This is a genomic window from Micromonospora sp. MW-13 (assembly GCF_003434305.1).
Taxonomy (GTDB): Bacteria; Actinomycetota; Actinomycetes; order Mycobacteriales; family Micromonosporaceae; genus Micromonospora.
This window is the reverse complement of the sequence record NZ_QKKX01000004.1, coordinates 1-16,472: the sequence shown is the minus strand read 5'-3', so window position 1 is coordinate 16,472 and position 16,472 is coordinate 1. Positions and strand designations below refer to the sequence as shown.

The 16,472-nt window shown below is 73.3% G+C and carries 16 protein-coding genes; 8 read left to right on the top strand and 8 right to left on the bottom strand.

Translation table 11 applies throughout. The annotated features are described in order from the left end of the window. A partial coding sequence (locus C5N14_RS02715; RefSeq protein WP_371685789.1) for an oligopeptide/dipeptide ABC transporter ATP-binding protein occupies nt 1-241 on the top strand: 241 nt, incomplete at its 5' end. 136 nt (nt 242-377) lie between these two features. Here the strand turns inward: C5N14_RS02715 and purH are convergent. Beyond that, a complete protein-coding gene (purH, locus tag C5N14_RS02710; protein ID WP_117665215.1) occupies nt 378-1,949 on the bottom strand; it encodes a bifunctional phosphoribosylaminoimidazolecarboxamide formyltransferase/IMP cyclohydrolase in 1,572 nt (523 codons plus the stop codon). Next, a complete protein-coding gene (purN, locus tag C5N14_RS02705) occupies nt 1,946-2,566 on the bottom strand; it encodes a phosphoribosylglycinamide formyltransferase (protein WP_117665214.1) in 621 nt (206 codons plus the stop codon). Before purN ends, purH begins: the two co-directional genes overlap by 4 nt. 262 nt (nt 2,567-2,828) lie before the next feature. Between purN and C5N14_RS02700 the strand changes: the two genes are divergently transcribed. Both C5N14_RS02700 and C5N14_RS02695 read left to right on the top strand, forming a co-directional pair. After that, nucleotides 2,829-3,083, top strand: coding sequence for a CD225/dispanin family protein (locus C5N14_RS02700; RefSeq protein WP_243639082.1), 255 nt, complete (start codon nt 2,829-2,831; stop codon nt 3,081-3,083). 29 nt (nt 3,084-3,112) lie between these two features. Then, on the top strand, nt 3,113-3,703 hold the full coding sequence (locus tag C5N14_RS02695; RefSeq protein ID WP_117665212.1) for a DUF4190 domain-containing protein: 591 nt from the start codon (nt 3,113-3,115) through the stop codon (nt 3,701-3,703). Between the two features lie 195 nt (nt 3,704-3,898). Here C5N14_RS02695 and C5N14_RS02690 read toward each other — a convergent pair whose 3' ends face one another. Further along, nucleotides 3,899-5,191 carry a DUF6350 family protein gene (locus tag C5N14_RS02690; RefSeq protein WP_117665211.1) on the bottom strand — a complete coding sequence of 431 codons (1,293 nt, stop codon included), beginning with the start codon at nt 5,189-5,191 and terminating at the stop codon, nt 3,899-3,901. Between the two features lie 203 nt (nt 5,192-5,394). On the opposite strand from C5N14_RS02690, the gene C5N14_RS02685 reads away from it, so the two are divergent. Further along, a complete protein-coding gene (locus C5N14_RS02685) occupies nt 5,395-5,649 on the top strand; it encodes a hypothetical protein (protein WP_117665217.1) in 255 nt (84 codons plus the stop codon). A 60-nt stretch (nt 5,650-5,709) separates the two neighbouring features. On the opposite strand, the gene sucD is transcribed toward C5N14_RS02685, so the two are convergent. From sucD to C5N14_RS02670, 3 genes are all read right to left on the bottom strand, one after another. Beyond that, entirely contained in the window at nt 5,710-6,597 is an 888-nt protein-coding gene (gene sucD / locus C5N14_RS02680; RefSeq protein WP_117665210.1) for a succinate--CoA ligase subunit alpha, read from the bottom strand. Between the two features lie 2 nt (nt 6,598-6,599). Continuing rightward, a complete protein-coding gene (gene sucC / locus C5N14_RS02675; protein WP_117665209.1) occupies nt 6,600-7,778 on the bottom strand; it encodes an ADP-forming succinate--CoA ligase subunit beta in 1,179 nt (392 codons plus the stop codon). Between the two features lie 535 nt (nt 7,779-8,313). Then, a complete protein-coding gene (locus tag C5N14_RS02670; protein WP_117665208.1) occupies nt 8,314-8,718 on the bottom strand; it encodes a cobalamin B12-binding domain-containing protein in 405 nt (134 codons plus the stop codon). 389 nt (nt 8,719-9,107) lie between these two features. Here C5N14_RS02670 and C5N14_RS02665 point away from each other — a divergent pair, with 389 nt between their 5' ends. Next, nucleotides 9,108-9,821: a M23 family metallopeptidase gene (locus C5N14_RS02665; RefSeq protein WP_117665207.1), complete on the top strand. Its 714-nt coding sequence runs from the start codon at nt 9,108-9,110 to the stop codon at nt 9,819-9,821. A 274-nt stretch (nt 9,822-10,095) separates the two neighbouring features. Further along, nucleotides 10,096-10,887, top strand: coding sequence for a M23 family metallopeptidase (locus C5N14_RS02660; protein WP_117665216.1), 792 nt, complete (start codon nt 10,096-10,098; stop codon nt 10,885-10,887). Nucleotides 10,888-10,975: 88 nt separating this feature from the next. Here C5N14_RS02660 and pcrA read toward each other — a convergent pair whose 3' ends face one another. Continuing rightward, on the bottom strand, nt 10,976-13,375 hold the full coding sequence (pcrA, locus tag C5N14_RS02655) for a DNA helicase PcrA (RefSeq protein WP_117665206.1): 2,400 nt from the start codon (nt 13,373-13,375) through the stop codon (nt 10,976-10,978). A gap of 192 nt (nt 13,376-13,567) precedes the next feature. On the opposite strand from pcrA, the gene C5N14_RS02650 reads away from it, so the two are divergent. Beyond that, nucleotides 13,568-15,418, top strand: a complete 1,851-nt coding sequence (locus C5N14_RS02650; RefSeq protein WP_117665205.1) for a bifunctional UDP-sugar hydrolase/5'-nucleotidase — start codon at nt 13,568-13,570, stop codon at nt 15,416-15,418. Nucleotides 15,419-15,705: 287 nt separating this feature from the next. Further along, the gene (locus tag C5N14_RS02645; RefSeq protein ID WP_117665204.1) at nt 15,706-16,092 is read left to right on the top strand and encodes a chorismate mutase; all 387 of its coding nucleotides are present in this window, start codon (nt 15,706-15,708) and stop codon (nt 16,090-16,092) included. Between the two features lie 124 nt (nt 16,093-16,216). Here C5N14_RS02645 and C5N14_RS02640 read toward each other — a convergent pair. Further along, a partial coding sequence (locus C5N14_RS02640; RefSeq protein WP_371685788.1) for an oligopeptide/dipeptide ABC transporter ATP-binding protein occupies nt 16,217-16,472 on the bottom strand: 256 nt, incomplete at its 5' end.

Below are 16,472 nucleotides of genomic sequence, written 5' to 3'. Positions count from 1 at the left end.
CACCCAGGCGCTGCTGTCGGCGGTGCCGGTGCCCGACCCGGACGCCCGCGAGAACCGCAACATGATCCGGCTCACCGGTGACGTCCCCAGCCCGGCCGACCCGCCGAGCGGCTGCCGCTTCCGCACCCGCTGCTGGAAGGCCCAGGAGGTCTGCGCCCGCGAGGAGCCCCACGCGGTCCCCCGCGCAGCCGATCCCCACCCGTCGGCCTGCCACTTCGCCGAGCTCCGCCCCACCCCCTAGCCCTCGCCGATCATGGAGTCGTGGTGGGCGGCATGCCGCCTTTCCACCCTTTCGCGGGGCACCACAACTCCATGATCGTGGCAGCGCCCGGGGCGGCCTGGGCGGCCGGGCGCTGCGGCACGCAGCGGGGAAACGGTCAGTGGAAGAAGTGGCGGGTGCCCGTGAGGTACATGGTGACGCCGGCCTCCTTGCAGGCGGCGATCACCTCCTCGTCGCGGATCGAGCCGCCCGGCTGGACGATCGCCTTCACCCCGGCCTCGATGAGGATCTTCGGGCCGTCGGCGAAGGGGAAGAACGCGTCCGACGCGGCGACCGAGCCCGCGACCCGCTCGGCGCCCGCCCGGGTGACCGCGAGCTGCGCCGAGTCGACCCGGTTGACCTGGCCCATGCCGACCCCGACGGTCGCGCCGCCCTTGGCCAGCAGGATCGCGTTGCTCTTCACGGCGCGTACCGCCCGCCAGGCGAACGCCAGGTCGCGCAGGGTCGCCTCGTCGGCCGCCTCGCCGGTGGCCAGCCGCCAGTTGGCCGGGTCGTCGCCGTCGGCGTCGATCCGGTCGGCCAACTGGACCAGGATGCCGCCGGTGACCTGCCGCCACTCCGCCGGCAGCGGGGCGTACGCCGGGGCGCGCAGCAGCCGGATGTTCTTCTTGCCCTGGAGGATCTCCACCGCGCCGGGGGCGAACTCGGGCGCGACCAGCACCTCGGTGAAGATGTCGGCCACCTGCCGGGCCAGCTCCACGGAGACGGGCCGGTTGACCGCGATGACGCCGCCGTACGCCGACACCGGGTCGCAGGCGTGCGCCCGGCGGTGCGCCTCGGCGACATCGCCGCCGACCGCGATCCCGCACGGGTTGGCGTGCTTGATGATCGCCACCGCCGGCTGGCCGGCGAAGTCGTTCGCCGCCCGCCACGCGGCGTCCGCGTCGACGTAGTTGTTGTACGACATCTCCTTGCCGTGCAACTGCTCGGCCTGGGCCAGCCCGGCGGGGCTGCTCGGGTCGGCGTAGAGCGCGGCGGCCTGGTGCGGGTTCTCGCCGTAGCGCAGCACCGGCCCGCGGCGCAGCGCCAGCCCGGCGAACTCCGGCCACCCCTGCGCGTCCGGAGCCAGGGCGACCGCGCACCACTCGGCCACGGCCACGTCGTACTCGGCGATGGCGGCGAACGCGCGGGCGGCCAGCGCCCGGCGCTGGGCCAGGGTGAACCCGCCCTCGCCGAGGGCCGCCAGCACGGCCGGGTACCCGGCCGGGTCGGTGACCACGGCCACCGAGGCGTGGTTCTTGGCGGCGGCGCGGACCATCGCCGGGCCCCCGATGTCGATCTGCTCCACGCACTCCTCGACGCCGGCGCCGGAGGCGACCGTGGCCTGGAACGGGTAGAGGTTGGACACCAGCAGGTCGATCCCCGCGATGCCGTGCTCGTCGAGCTGGGCGGCGTGCGAGTCCTTGCGCAGGTCGGCCAGGAGGCCGCCGTGGATCGCCGGGTGCAGGGTCTTCACCCGGCCGTCGAGGATCTCGGGGAAGCCGGTCACCGACTCGACCGGGGTCACCGGAACCCCGGCGGCGGCGATGGTCGACGCGGTGCTGCCGGTCGAGACGAGCTCCACGCCGGCCGCGTGCAGGGCCCGGGCCAGCTCGACCAGGCCGCTCTTGTCGTAGACGCTGACCAGCGCCCGCCGGATCGGGCGGCGCTCGGCCTCAGTGGCACTCACGGAAAGGTGACCTTTCTTCCGGTGATCGTCCAACCTTCGCGGACCAGGCGGCCGACCTGCTCGACGAGCTGGCGCCGCTCGGCGGACTTGATGCGCTCGGTGAGCGTCTCCTCGTCGTCGTCGTCGAGCACCGGCACGGCGACCTGGGCGACGATCGGGCCGGTGTCCATCCCGGCGTCGACGAAGAAGAGGGTGGCCCCGGTGATCTTCACCCCGTAGGCGAGTGCGTCCCGGGGACCGTGGATGCCGGGGAACGCCGGCAGCAGGGTGTTGTGGGTGTTGAGGTAGCGGTCGCCGAACGCCGCCAGGAAGTTCGGGCCGACCAGCTTGAGGAAGCCGGCCGAGACCACCAGGTCGGGCCGGTGCGCGGCGACCTGCGCGGTCAGCGCGGCGTCCCAGTCCGCCCGGGTGGGGTGGTCCTTGACCCGCTCGACGAATGTCGGCACCCCGGCGGCGGCGGCCCGGTCCAGCCCGGCGATGCCGTCCCGGTCCGCGCCGACGGCGACCACCCGGGCCCCGTACGCCGGGTCGCCGGCCGCGTCGAGCAACGCCTGGAGATTGCTGCCGGAGCCGGAGACGAGGACGACGATGCGGGCGACGGACGCGGGCTCGGTCACGCCGCCACCCTATCGGGCAGGTCAGGGCCGTCCGCGCGTGGGCGGGCAGGCCGGCGCGGGCGACCAGGATCCGGACAGTGGCAAATTGGTGACCTCCGCTGTCGCCGCCACCCTGTACGCTGCCGGTCGCTCGGTGCCCGGCGCAAGCCGGGCCCCGCACCCGTCAGTGACCCGACACATGCGTTGTGTCGATGGATTAGAGGAGTAGGCCCAGATGCAGCCCGACTACAAGTCCCCCCAACCGCAACAGATCAATAACAACATGACGATGTCCATCGTGGCCATCTTCCTCTTCTGGCCGCTGGCCATCCCCGCCATCATCAACGCCTCGAAGGTCAACCCGCTCATCCAGCAGGGCGACTACGCGGGCGCGCAGGCGGCGGCGGCCGAGTCGAAGAAGTGGTCCAAGTGGGCCCTGATCGTCGGCATCGCCTGGTACGTCATCGCCATCGTGTGCTGCGCGCTGGGCGGCATTGGGGCGATCATGGGTGCGGAGACCAGCACCACCAGCTACTGACAGCAGCCTCAGTCAAGGAGCACCAGCGAATGCAGCCCGGTCAGGATCCGTACGGCCAGCAGCCCCACGACCCGAACCAGCCGCAGTACCACGACCCGTACGCCCAGCCTCCGCAGGCGCCGTACGGGCAGCAGCCCACATCGGGCCAGCCGTACGGGCAGGACCCGTACGGCCAGCAACCGCCGGCGCCGTACGGGCAGCAGCCGACCTCCGGTCAGCCGTACGGGCAGCAGCCGACGTCGGGGCAGCCGTACGGGCAGCCCATCTCGGGCCAGCCGTACGGGCAGGACCCGTACGCCCAGCAGCCCTACGGGGCCGCGCCGGGCTACCCGAACGCCGGCTATCCGCAGTCGCCGGGCCAGCAGAACACCCTCGGCCTGGTGTCGATGATCCTCGGCATCGCGTCGATCCCGCTGGTCTGCTGCCTGTACCTGGGCGTCCCGGTCGGCATCGCCGCAGTGGTCACCGGCTACCTCGGCCGGCAGAAGGCGGCCCAGGGCCTGGCCAGCAACGACAGCCAGGCCAAGACCGGTCTGATCTGCGGTGCGGTGGCTGCCGGGCTCGGCATCGTGCTGTTCATCCTCAACATCGTGGCGAACGTCAGCCTGCCGACCACCTGAGTCGGCGGCACCACCGAGGGGCGCTCCGGGACCGTTCCGGGGCGCCCCTCGGCGCGTCCGGCGCCCCTCAGCCAGGCGTCCTCGGCCCGCCAGGCGCCCGCCGCCGGCGCGTCGCCGTCGCCGTCGCCGGCTGGTGCGCGACGGGCCGGTCCCGCCGAGGGCTGGTGGGCGGGGAACCCGGCTCCACCGGCGGCGTCAGGAGGGACTCTTCCCCTTCGACAGGGAGCGGGTGGCGGCGGCGCCGAGCAGGGCGCCGGCCGCGACCACCGCCGTGGCCGTCCCGGCCACCTGCCACGGGACCGGGCCGATCTCGGCCAGCCGCCCCCCGCCGAGCGGCCCGCCGGAGGCCCCCGCGAGCACCCCGAGCAGCAGCCCGGCGACCGGGCCGGCGAGGGCCGCCGGGACCAGCAGGGCCGGCCAGGCCACCTCCGCCCGGTCCTCGGCGGCCAGCCGCAGCAGCCGCCGGGCGAGCAGGCAGCCGGCGGCCATGCCGGCCAGGACCGGGATCGCGAGCAGGGCCGCCCCGAAGCCCTCCACCGGCCCACTGGGCAGGCCGGCCAGCAGCGGCACGGCCGGCAACGCGCCCAGCGAGACCTCGCTGGTGCGTACGGCGGTGTCGGCGCCGACGGCGAACCCGGGGCCGAGCAGGTAGCTGGCGGACCAGACCGTGGCGTTCGGCGCGTAGGCGAGGCTGACCAGGGTGATCCCGGCCTGCCCGGCCACCCCCGTGCGGTACGCCCCGATCATGTCCGCGGCGTCCCCGCCGCCGGTGGCGATCGCCAGCCCGGCTGCTCCGGCCCCCGCCCCGAGCAGCAGCAGCCCGGCGACCAGGCCGGTGCGCACCCCGTCCCGCACCGGCGCGGGCGCCCGCTCGACGAGCAGGCCGGCCACGCCGGTGGTGCGCGCCGTCCCGGCCAGGGCCGCGAGCGCGCCGAAGATCGCGAAGGTTCCGCCGGCGCGGACCGGGGACACCGCCGGCCCGCCGACGCCGGCCAGCACCGCGGCGAGCGTGCCGAGCAACGCGTACCCGACGCCGACCGCGCCGGCCGCGGTGAGCGCCTGGCGCGGCGAGCGTCCGCCCCGGGCCCCGATCGCCCGGCTGGTGTGCACCCCGGCCCGGACCAGCCGCCAGACCGCCAGCCCGGTGAGCGCCAACGGGGCCAGGCCGACCGGGCCGGCGTCGGTGGCCAGCGGAACCCCGTGACCGAGCAGCCAGCCGCCCAGGCCAGCGCGCAGCGCCCCGGCGACGGAGCCGGCGTCCTCGCTGAGTTGGGCGAGCCCGAGCACCAGCGCGACCGGCAGGTACGACGTGAGCGCGGCCCAGGCGGCGGCGACCCCGGCGGCGACCGCGAGCGGCGCCCGGCTGCGGCGGGCCTCCCCGGCCCGGGGCGCGGGCACCCGGGGACGCGGGGGGCGGCCGGCGGGCCGGTCGTCGGCGCCCACCCCGGTGGCCGGACGGCGGGGCTGGTCAGGGGTGACGGAGGACATCGGGTCTACTCTGGCATGCCGCGCCGCCGGGGGCAGTCCGATACCGCCCCCGACCGGCCGCAAGTTCCGTGATCCACCGACTTACCGCCCCCGATCCGGTCTAGCCTCGGCCCAGGACACGAACTTCCTGTCGTCGCCTGTCTCAGGTGCCGGCCGGCGTCGGCATGCTGGGACAGGCCGACGGAGACCGCTCGGAGGTAACCGTGAACGCTCCGTATCCGCCGCCGCCGGCCGCCGGCCGGGACCGCACCACGCTGTGGGGCGTACTCGGCATCGTCCTGGGCCTGATCTGCTGCGGCATCCTCGGCATCGTCTTCGGATACCTGTCTGTCCGGGACGCCAAACGGTACGGCCAGTCGCCGGTGCTGGGCTACCTCGCCATCGCCTTCGGCGTGATCAACATTATCGGCAGCGCGATCCTGCGGGCGAGCGGCAACTACCCGTTCTGGAACAGGTGACCCGACAGGACGAGGGGGTCGACCGGCCTGGTCGACCCCCTCGGCGCGTCACGCGGCGGCTCAGCCGGCGGACATGATCTCCCGCATCAGCTTGGCGGTCTCGGTCGGCGTCTTGCCGACCTTCACGCCGACGGCCTCCAGCGCCTCCTTCTTCGCCTCGGCGGTGCCCGCCGAGCCGGAGATGATCGCGCCGGCGTGGCCCATGGTCTTGCCGGGCGGGGCGGTGAAGCCGGCGATGTAGCCGACCACCGGCTTGGTGACGTTCGCCTTGATGAAGTCGGCGGCCCGCTCCTCGGCGTCGCCGCCGATCTCGCCGATCATCACGATCGCGTCGGTGTCCGGGTCGGCCTCGAACGCGGCCAGGGCGTCGATGTGGGTGGTCCCGATGATCGGGTCGCCGCCGATGCCGACACAGGTCGAGAAGCCGATGTCGCGCAGTTCGTACATCATCTGGTAGGTCAGCGTGCCGCTCTTGCTGACCAGGCCGATCCGGCCGGTGCCGGTGATGTCGGCCGGAATGATGCCGGCGTTGGAGGCACCCGGCGAGGCGATGCCCGGGCAGTTCGGCCCGATGATCCGGGTCCGCTCCCCCTTGGCCACGTTGTACGCCCAGAACGCGGCGGTGTCGTGCACCGGAACGCCCTCGGTGATCACCACGGCCAGCGGGATCTCCGCGTCGATCGCCTCGATCACGGCGGCCTTGGTGAACTGCGGCGGGACGAAGATCACCGTGACGTCGGCACCGGTCTGGGCCATGGCGTCGGCGACGGTCGCGAAGACCGGCAGCGCGGTGCCGTCGAAGTCCACGGTTTGGCCCGCCTTGCGCGGGTTGGTGCCGCCGACGACGTTCGTGCCGGCGGCGAGCATCCGCCGGGTGTGCTTGGAACCCTCGGAACCGGTCATCCCCTGCACGATGACCTTCGAGTCCTTGGTCAGCCAGATAGCCATGATCAGACCCCCGCAGCCGCCAGCTCGGCGGCCCGCTCGGCCGCGCCGTCCATGGTGTCGACCCGCTGCACCAGCGGGTTGTTCGCGCCGTCGAGGATCGCCCGACCGGCTTCGGCGTTGTTGCCGTCGAGGCGGACCACGAGCGGCTTGGTGACCTTCTCGCCGCGCTGCTCCAGCAGGGCCAGCGCCTGCACGATGCCGTTGGCGACCTCGTCGCAGGCGGTGATGCCGCCGAAGACGTTGACGAACACGCTGCGCACCGACGGGTCGGACAGGACGATCTCCAGCCCGTTCGCCATCACCGCGGCGCTGGCGCCACCGCCGATGTCGAGGAAGTTGGCCGGCTTGACGCCGCCGTGCCGCTCGCCCGCGTAGGCGACCACGTCGAGGGTCGACATGACCAGGCCCGCGCCGTTGCCGATGATCCCGACCTCGCCGTCGAGCTTGACGTAGTTGAGGTCCTTCTCCTTGGCGGCCTGCTCCAGCGGGTCCACCGCGGCCTGGTCGACCAGGGCCTCGTGGTCGGGGTGCCGGAACCCGGCGTTCTCGTCCAGGGTCACCTTGGCGTCGAGCAGCAGCAGCTTGCCGTCGCCCGTCTTGGCCAGCGGGTTCACCTCGATCAGCGTGGCGTCCTCGGCGACGAACGCCTGCCACAGCGCGACGGCGACGTCGACGACCTGGTCGGCGACCTCGGCCGGGAAACCGGCGGCGGTGACGATCTCGCGCGCCTTGGCCTCGTCCACGCCCTTGACGGCGTCGATCGGGGCCTTGACGACCTTGTCCGGGGTTTCGGCGGCGACCTGTTCGATGTCCATGCCGCCGGCGACGCTGGCGATGCAGAGGAAGGTGCGGTTCGCCCGGTCCAGCAGGTACGAGAAGTAGTACTCCTCGGCCACGTCCGCGGTCACCGTGATCATGACCTTGTGGACCGTGTGACCCTTGATGTCCATGCCGAGGATGTCGGTGGCGCGGGCCACCGTCTCATCCGCGCCCTCGGCCAGCTTGACGCCGCCGGCCTTGCCTCGGCCGCCGACCTTCACCTGTGCCTTGACGACCACCCGACCGCCGAGGCGTTCGGCGATCGCGCGGGCCTCCTCCGGGGTGTTGGCGACGCCGCCGGCGAGCACGGGCAAGCCGTGCCGCTCGAACAGGTCCCGCCCCTGGTACTCGTACAGGTCCACGATTGCGCGTCCCGTCCCGTCTCCGCGGCGCGCCGTCGCGCCGCCACCAGCGTGTGAAAACAGTTTGACGCCTGTCATCAGTTGAAACAGGCCATTGGGCGCAGCCTAGCGAGGTCGGCACGGCCGGCAACCGAGCGGGTGCGCGGTGTGCCCTAATCCACAACGGGCCCATCGGCCCCGTGCGCACCCGACCCGGGCGGTCCCGCGCGGTCAACCGGTGGGCCGGAGACGGTCCCGTGGGCGCAGGCGTCCCCGTTGGACCGGCCGGGCGGTGGAGCCGGCGGTGAGGGCCGGGCGGGCGGCGGGCGGGAGCCGTGGGATTCCTGCCGACGATGTTCGGCGGGCCGCGTAACCCCCCGGCCAGGGCCTCGTTGAGTCAGATGTCGGAGCGCTGCTGGTCAGCGCGACGGCGGGAGACGGCCGATGCCCTGTCGGTCGAGGGGTGGCGGCGGGGCATCGTGCATAGAGGGGCCGGACGTGTGAGGGGTGCGTCCGGCCCCTCCCCCGTGTCCGGGGGAGGGTGGCGACCGCCGGGTCAGCCGACCGGCTGGGCGACGTTGGCCCGGACCCACTCCACGATCGACTGGGTGGTCGCGCCCGGGGTGAAGACCTTCGCGACGCCGAGCCGCTCCAGCTCGGGGAGGTCGGCGTCCGGGATGATGCCGCCACCGAAGACGACGATGTCGCGCGCGTCCCGCTCACCGAGCAGCTCGATGACCCGCCGGAACAGCGTCATGTGCGCCCCGGACAGCACGGAGAGCCCGACGGCGTCGGCGTCTTCCTGGATCGCGGTCTCCACGATCTGCTCCGGGGTCTGGTGCAGGCCGGTGTAGATGACCTCCATGCCGGCGTCCCGCAGGGCACGGGCGACCACCTTCGCCCCGCGGTCGTGGCCGTCGAGGCCCGGCTTCGCGACGACGACCCGGATACGAGAGCTCATCAGCGGACACCTTTCGGGCGCAACGACTGTCACCTGAACGAACGGTAACCCGACCGGCCGAGACCAGGGAATCCGGGCGTCCACACAGGGGGAGAGCGTAGGGGGTGCGGGCCGAGGTCGGACATCCGGTGGGCAACGTCACCCTGCGCGACGAACGGGCAGCGACAAGGGCATCGCCCACCGTGACGAGACGGGACAATAGCGTACGCAGGCGGACAGATCGACACGCCAATTCCCCCGTCTGGCTTGTGAGCGGCGAGGTGGTTGGCTAACGTGACCACGGTTGTCATCAGGTCCACGGACGGGTGACGACGCGGCCAGCCGACGTTCACCACCGCTTCACGGGGCGCCGGCCGACCGCTTCGGAACCCCGACAACGGAGGGTGTGCGTGCGCCAGCGCCTGTCGTCTGAGCCCGATCGATATCGCGGCCGCCGCCGCGTACCCACCCCCCCGCGTAGCCGCTACGCCGCCGTCGTCACCACCGCGTTCGTCGGTGCCGGCCTGGTCGCGCTCGGCGCGGGCGCCCTGCCGGACGCCAAGAGCGTGAGCCCGTCGGTCCTCGACGAGCTCAAGCAGGCCTCCATCACCAGCCAGGACGCCGCCGCCCGCGCGGACTCCGCCGAGCGGGCCTCGCGTGACAGCCGGGCGGAGACGAAGGCCTCCACCGAGCGGGACGTCTGGCTCCTGCCCCTCCAGGGCTACGACTTCAACTCGCCCTACGGCATGCGCTGGGGCAAGCTGCACACCGGCGTCGACCTGGTCGCCCCGGAGGGCACCCCCTACGTCGCCATCCACGACGGCACCGTCACCAAGGCCGGCTGGTTCGGCGGCTACGGCTACGCGGTCATCGTCAAGCACGCCGACGGCAGCGAGGCCATCTACGGCCACTCCTCCGCGGTGACCGTCAAGGAGGGCCAGCAGGTCAAGGCCGGCGACCAGCTCGGCCTGGTCGGCAACACCGGACACTCCTACGGTTCGCACCTGCACCTGGAGATCCATGTCAACGGGGACCCGCTGGACCCGGTGCCGTGGCTCCAGGACCGCGGAGTGGACATCAAGATGCAAGTCGAGGCATTTTACGGGGACGTAGCCGCTTCCTGACGCTGCGTATCGCCCATTGACCGCCCGGATCAGTCGATCCGGGCGGTTTTTCGTCGCCCCCGCAGCCCGAATGTCTGCTACGCCACACCGGCAGATGTGACCGACGACACGTCGACCATGATCACTTATCCGGACGGAGCAGCCCGGGACGGGACGCAACGGGCGGGAGCCGGCTGCGGAAGGGCCGCTGGAACCCCGCCCCTACCCACCGGCCACCAGCGCAAACATCAGGATTTCGAGGTCCCTGCCCCTCGAAGACGTGAAGGTCCCCGCCGTGCAGGAAGAGAACAACCGCAACGAGAGCACCCCCGACGCGCCGACCCGCCACCGACTGCGTTCCCGGCCCGGCGGACGGGCCCTGGTGATCGGCGCGACGGCCCTGGTCGGGCTCGGCCTCGCCGGCGTCGCCGTGGCCACCACGGGCGGCGGGGGCTCGCCGACCCCGGCCGCCGTGGCGCTCGACGCCCAGGCCCGCGCCGAGGCCGCCGCCCGGGCCGACCGCTCCGTCCGCGAATCGGCCACCCCGGCCGCCCCGTCGGCCAGCCCCACCACGCCGTCGCCGAGCCCGTCGAACGCCAGCGCCAGCGACAGCCCGACGAAGCAGGTCACCACGAAGCCCAAGGCCAAGCCGAAGCCCACGCCGAAGAAGACCAGCAGGCCCACGCCGTCCTGGGTCATCCCGATGGCGGGCGCCCAGATCACCTCCTGCTACGGCCAGCGGTGGGGCACCCTGCACGCCGGCATCGACTTCGCCCTGCCCGCCGGCACCCCGATCCACGCCGCCGCCGCGGGCACCGTGGTCAAGGCCGGTGACGTCGGCGACGGGTACGGCATCTCCGTCTTCGTCGACCACGGCAACGGCTACCTGACCCACTACGCCCACCAGAGCCGCACCGCCGTCAGCGTCGGCGACAGGGTCAAGGCGGGACAGGTCATCGGCTACGAGGGCTCCACCGGCGACTCCACCGGCCCGCACCTGCACTTCGAGGTGCACCAGGGCCAGATGTGGAACCAGGTCGACCCCGCGCCGTTCCTGCGCGCCCGGGGCATCGACGTGGCCTGCTGACCGCCCGCAGCCCGGGGCGCCCGCACCCGGGCACCCGGCCCGTCCGGCGGCCCGGACCGGCAGCACGCCGGCCCGGCCGCCGGGCGGGTCAGAGCTTGTCGATCGGGGCGTGCCGCAGCACCAGCCACATCGTCTGGTCGCCGAAGTCGATCTGCGCCCGCGCCCCGGGGCCGTGCCCCTCCACGGCGAGCACCCGGCCCAGGCCGTACCGCTGGTGGTTGACCCGGTCCCCGGCGGCCACCTTGGGCCCCTGGGGCAGCTCGCTGGCCGTGGCCAGCCGGCTGCCGTCCACGCCGAGCCGCTTGGCCAGTTGGGCCGCCTTGGGCGTACCCCCGGCGAAGCCGCCGGCGCGCGGCGCGCGGTCCGCGCGACCGCCGACGCCGCCACCACCCCCGGCCCACGAGGTGTACGTCCCCTCGGTGCGCTCCCAGCGGACCAGCTCCGGCGGCAGCTCCTCCAGGAACCGCGACGGCGGGTTGTAGGCCGGCTGCCCCCACGCCGAGCGGGTCACCGAACGGGACAGGTAGAGCCGCTGCCGGGCCCGCGTGATGCCGACGTACGCCAGCCGGCGTTCCTCCTCCAGTTCCCGGGTGTCGCCCAGCGAGCGCAGGTGCGGGAAGACGCCGTCCTCCAGCCCGGTGAGGAACACCACCGGGAACTCCAGCCCCTTGGCGGTGTGCAGCGTCATCAGGGTGACCACGCCCTGGTGGTCGGGATCGTCCGCGGGCACCTGGTCGGCGTCGGCCACCAGCGCGACCTGCTCCAGAAAGCCGGCCACGGTGGCCCGTTCCCCCTCGGCGCCCAGCGCCTCGATCCGCTCGGTGTACTCCCGGGCGACGCTGACCAACTCCTGGAGGTTGTCCACCCGGCCGGCGTCCTGCGGGTCGAGGCTCTCCTCCAACTCGGTCAGGTAGCCCGAGCGGGTGAGCAGCGCCTCCAGCACCTCCTCCGGAGTGCCGGTCTCGGCCAGTTCCCGCGCCCCGTCCAGCAGCGCGACGAAGTCGCCGATGCCGTTGGCCGCCCGGCTGGAGATGCCCGGGGCGTCCTTGGCCCGGCGCAGCGCCGCGCCGAAGGAGATCCGGTCCCGGCTGGAGAGCGCCTCGACGCACGCCTCCGCCCGGTCGCCGATGCCCCGGCGGGGGGTGTTCAGGATGCGGCGCAGGCTGACCGTGTCGTCGTCGTTGACCACCGCGCGCAGGTAGGCCAGCGCGTCGCGGACCTCCTTGCGCTCGTAGAAGCGCACCCCGCCGACCACCTTGTAGGGCAGGCCGACCCGGATGAACACCTCCTCGAAGACCCGGGACTGGGCGTTGGTGCGGTAGAAGACCGCCACGTCGCCGGGGCGGGCGGCCCCGTCGTCGACCAGCCGGTCGACCTCCCGGCCCACCCAGTCCGCCTCGGCGTGCTCGGTGTCCGCGACGTACCCGACGATCTGCTCGCCCGCGCCCGCGTCGCTCCACAGCCGCTTGGGCTTGCGGGAGGTGTTCCGGTCGATCACCGCGTTGGCGGCGTTCAGGATGGTCTGGGTGGAGCGGTAGTTCTGCTCCAGCAGGATCGTCCGGGCGTCGGTGAAGTCCCGCTCGAACTCCAGGATGTTGCGGATCGTCGCGCCCCGGAACGCGTAGATCGACTGGTCGGCGTCGCCGACCACGCACAGCTCGGCCGGCTCGATCCCCTCGGTGCCGGAGACCAGCTCCTTGATCAGGGTGTACTGGGCGTGGTTGGTGTCCTGGTACTCGTCGACCAGGACGTGCCGGAACCGGCGGCGGTAGCTCTCCGCGACGTGCGGGTGCGACTGGAGCAGGTGCACCGTCGTCATGATCAAATCGTCGAAGTCCAGCGCGTGCGCCTCACGCAGCCGCCGCTGGTAGAGCGTGTACGCCTCGGCGAGCGCCCGCTCGTTGGGGCCCTTGGCCCGCCCGGCGAACTCCTCCGGGTCGACCAGCTCGTTCTTCAGGTTGGACACCTGGGCGGCCAGCCCGCGCGCCGGGTAGCGCTTCGGGTCGAGGTCCAGCTCGCGGGCGACGAGCTGCATCAGCCGGCGGGAGTCGTCGGCATCGTAGATCGAGAAGGTCGACTTCAGGCCGGCGTGCTCGTGCTCGGCCCGCAGGATCCGCACGCAGGCCGAGTGGAACGTCGACACCCACATCAGCCGGGCGCGCGGGCCGACCAGATGGGTCACCCGCTCCTTCATCTCGCCGGCGGCCTTGTTGGTGAAGGTGATCGCGATGATCTCGCCGGGGTGCACGTCCCGGGCGGCGAGCAGGTACGCGATCCGGTGGGTGAGCACCCGGGTCTTGCCGGAGCCGGCCCCGGCCACGATCAGCAACGGCGACCCGGCGTGGGTGACGGCGTCGCGCTGGGGCCCGTTCAGGCCCTCCACCAGGGCCTGCGGGTCGAGTCGGGCGGGCGGCCCGGGGCGGCGGGGCGGGGCCGACGCGGGCTCGGGCGCGGGCGGGGACGCGGGGATGTCGAAGAGAGGCTGCATCGCAGGGCGAGTCTATGCCGCCCGGCGGACACTTCCCGACTCACCGCCCCGCCCGCCGCCGCCCCGTGGCCCGGCGCGCAGCCCGAAGAGACCAACCCGTCACCCGACCGGCTCTGGCGCCGCCGTCCCCGATCCACGACGATGGCCGGGAAACCCCGGATCCTCCCCCGTACACGATTTGGGAGAAAAACCATGAGTCAACCGCGCTCGCGCGGTCGGGCGGCGCTGCGTCACCTCGCCGCGCCGGCCCTCGCACTGGCCGTCGTCGCCACACTGCCGGCCGCCACGCGGCCCGCGCCGGCCCCGGCCGCCGACCCCTGGGCGGCCCTCGCCCCGGTCTCGGTCTCCTACGCCAAGCCCCTCGGCGGCGAGGTCAAGGGCAACTTCCTGAGCTACAACGACTTCCACGGCGCCATCGACCCGCCCGGCGGCAGCGGCGCCACCGTCAACGGCACCCCGGCCGGCGGCGTGGAGTACCTCGCCACCTGGCTGAAGAAACTCCGCGCCGAGGCGAAGGCCGAGGGGCGGACCAGCACCACCGTCGGCGCCGGCGACCTGATCGGCGCCTCTCCGCTGGTCAGCGCCGCGTTCCACGACGAGCCGACGATCGAGCTGATGGACGAGATCGGGCTCCAGGTCAGCTCGGTCGGCAACCACGAGTTCGACGAGGGCGTCAACGAGCTGATCCGGCTCAACAAGGGCGGCTGCCACCCGGTCGACGGCTGCCAGGACGGCGACGGCTTCGCCGGCGCGAAGTTCACCTACCTCGCGGCCAACACGATCAGCAAGAAGACCGGCCTGCCGATCCTGCCCCCGGTCGACGTCAAGTTCGTCGGCGGCGTGCCGGTCGGCTTCGTCGGGGTCACCCTGGAGGGCACCCCGGGCATCGTCAACCCCGCCGGCATCACCTCCGTCACCTTCAAGGACGAGGTGGAGACCGCCAACAAGTGGGGCGGGCTGCTCAAGCTCTTCGGCGTCAAGGCAATGGTGCTGCTGGTGCACGAGGGCGGCGCGCAGTCCCCGCCGCCGAGCACCCCGGGCGTCTCCGACTGCGCCAACTTCTCCGGCCCGATCGTGAACATCGTGCGCGGCCTGCGACCGGAGTTCGGCCTGGTCGTCTCCGGCCACACCCACCGCTTCTACTCCTGCTCGCTGCCGAACTCGGCGGGCCAGCAGAGCGTGGTCACCAGCGCCGGCACCAACGGCCAGCTCATCACCGACGTGGACTACTCGCTGGACCGCCGTTCCGGCCGGTTCACCGGGATCTCCGCCCGCAACGTGGTCGTCGAGAACGGCGTCCGCAACGCCGACGGCACCTGGCAGCAGAGCGCGCCCGGCGTGTTCGCCCGCAACCCCGCGCTGGTCGACGCGGGCGCGAAGGCACTGTCCGACAAGTACCGCACGGCGGTCGCCCCGATCGCCAACCGGGTGGTCGGGAAGATCAGCGCGGACATCGTCCGGGACGTCCGGCCCAACGGCGAGAGCCCGCTCGGCGACGTGATCGCCGACGCGCAGCTCGCGTACACGGCCGGCGACGGGGCGCAGATCGCCCTGATGAACCCGGGCGGCGTCCGGGCCTCCCTGTCGTACGGGGCGTCGGCCGGCGGCGAGGCGCCGGGCGACGTGACCTACGGCGAGGCGTTCAGCATCCAGCCGTTCAACAACCTGGTGGTCACCCAGACGTTCACCGGGGCCCAGCTCAGGAACGTGCTGGAGCAGCAGTTCCCCGGCTTCAACGGGCAGACGGCCCAGCGGATCCTCCAGGTCTCCGCCGGCCTGACCTACTCGTACGACAGCACCGCCCCGGCCGGCTCCCGGGTGAGCGCCCTGGCGCTGAACGGGACCCCGGTCGACCCCGCCGCCAGCTACCGGGTCACCACGAACGACTTCCTGGCCAACGGGGGCGACGGCTTCACCGAGCTGGCGGGCGGCACCGGCCGCACCACCGCCCCCGGCTTCGACGTCGACGCCCTGGTGTCGTACCTGGGCGCGGGCGCCCCGGTGGCACCGGGCACCGCCGACCGGATCACCCGCCTCGGCTGAGGTGTGCGCGAGGGCCCCTTCTCCCCGCCTGGCGTGGGGGAGGAGGGGCCCTTCCCGCCGCGAATCCCCGTGAACCCGGCGCGAATCCTTGCGGAGCGGGCCGGCGGGTGGGCATACTCGACGGCGTGTTCGGTCAGCGCTTCTACTTTTACTACGGCACCGGGAGTCCGGCAGCCGTGGGTCGCGCCTGATCAGATCAGACCTACGAAAAGCCCCGGGCTCGGAGAGCCCGGGGCTTTTCCGTCCCGGGATCCGGGCACCGGGCCCGACGTCCGAGGGGTACGGCGATGATGACAGACGTGGTGGAGCAGAGCGGCGGCGTGGCACAGTCCCGGCCGGGCGACGAGCAGGGGGCCGACGGGCCGGCCGTCGACGGCACGACGGAACCGGCCTCGACGGCCGGCGGGGCGACCGGGACCGACGACTCGGCGGCTGCGGCGCGGATCGTCGCCATCCGGGAGCGGATCGACGAGATCGACCGCACTCTGATCGAGCTGTGGCAGGAGCGGGCCGCCCTGTCCCAGGAGGTCGGGGCGACCCGGATGGCCTCCGGCGGCACCCGGCTGGTGCTCAGCCGGGAGCGGGAGATCCTGGAGCGGTTCCGCCAGTCCCTCGGCGCCGACGGCACCCAGCTCGCCCTGCTGCTGCTCCGCGCCGGGCGCGGCCCGCTGTAACCCCCACCCCACCGAACGCCCCCGCCCCCGCCGGGCCACCGCCAAGGCGGGGCGGAGACGACGAACCGCCTGCCGGCGTCGGGTGGACGCTGGCAGGCGGTCGGTGTCGGTCAGCCCGGGAGGCTCACGCCTCGTGGGTGGCGACGATCTCGCGCTTCTCTGCGAAGTGGCAGGCGCTCGGGTGGTCCGAGCCGGAGCGGATCTCCAGCAGCGGGACCTGCTCGGCGCAGACGTCCTGCGCCTTCCAGCACCGGGTGCGGAACCGGCAGCCCGAGGGCGGGCTGATCGGCGAGGGGACGTCACCGGTGAGCCGGATGATCGCCTTCTGGTCGCGCAGGGTCGGGTCCGGCACCGGCACCGCCGACAGCAGCGCCTGGGTA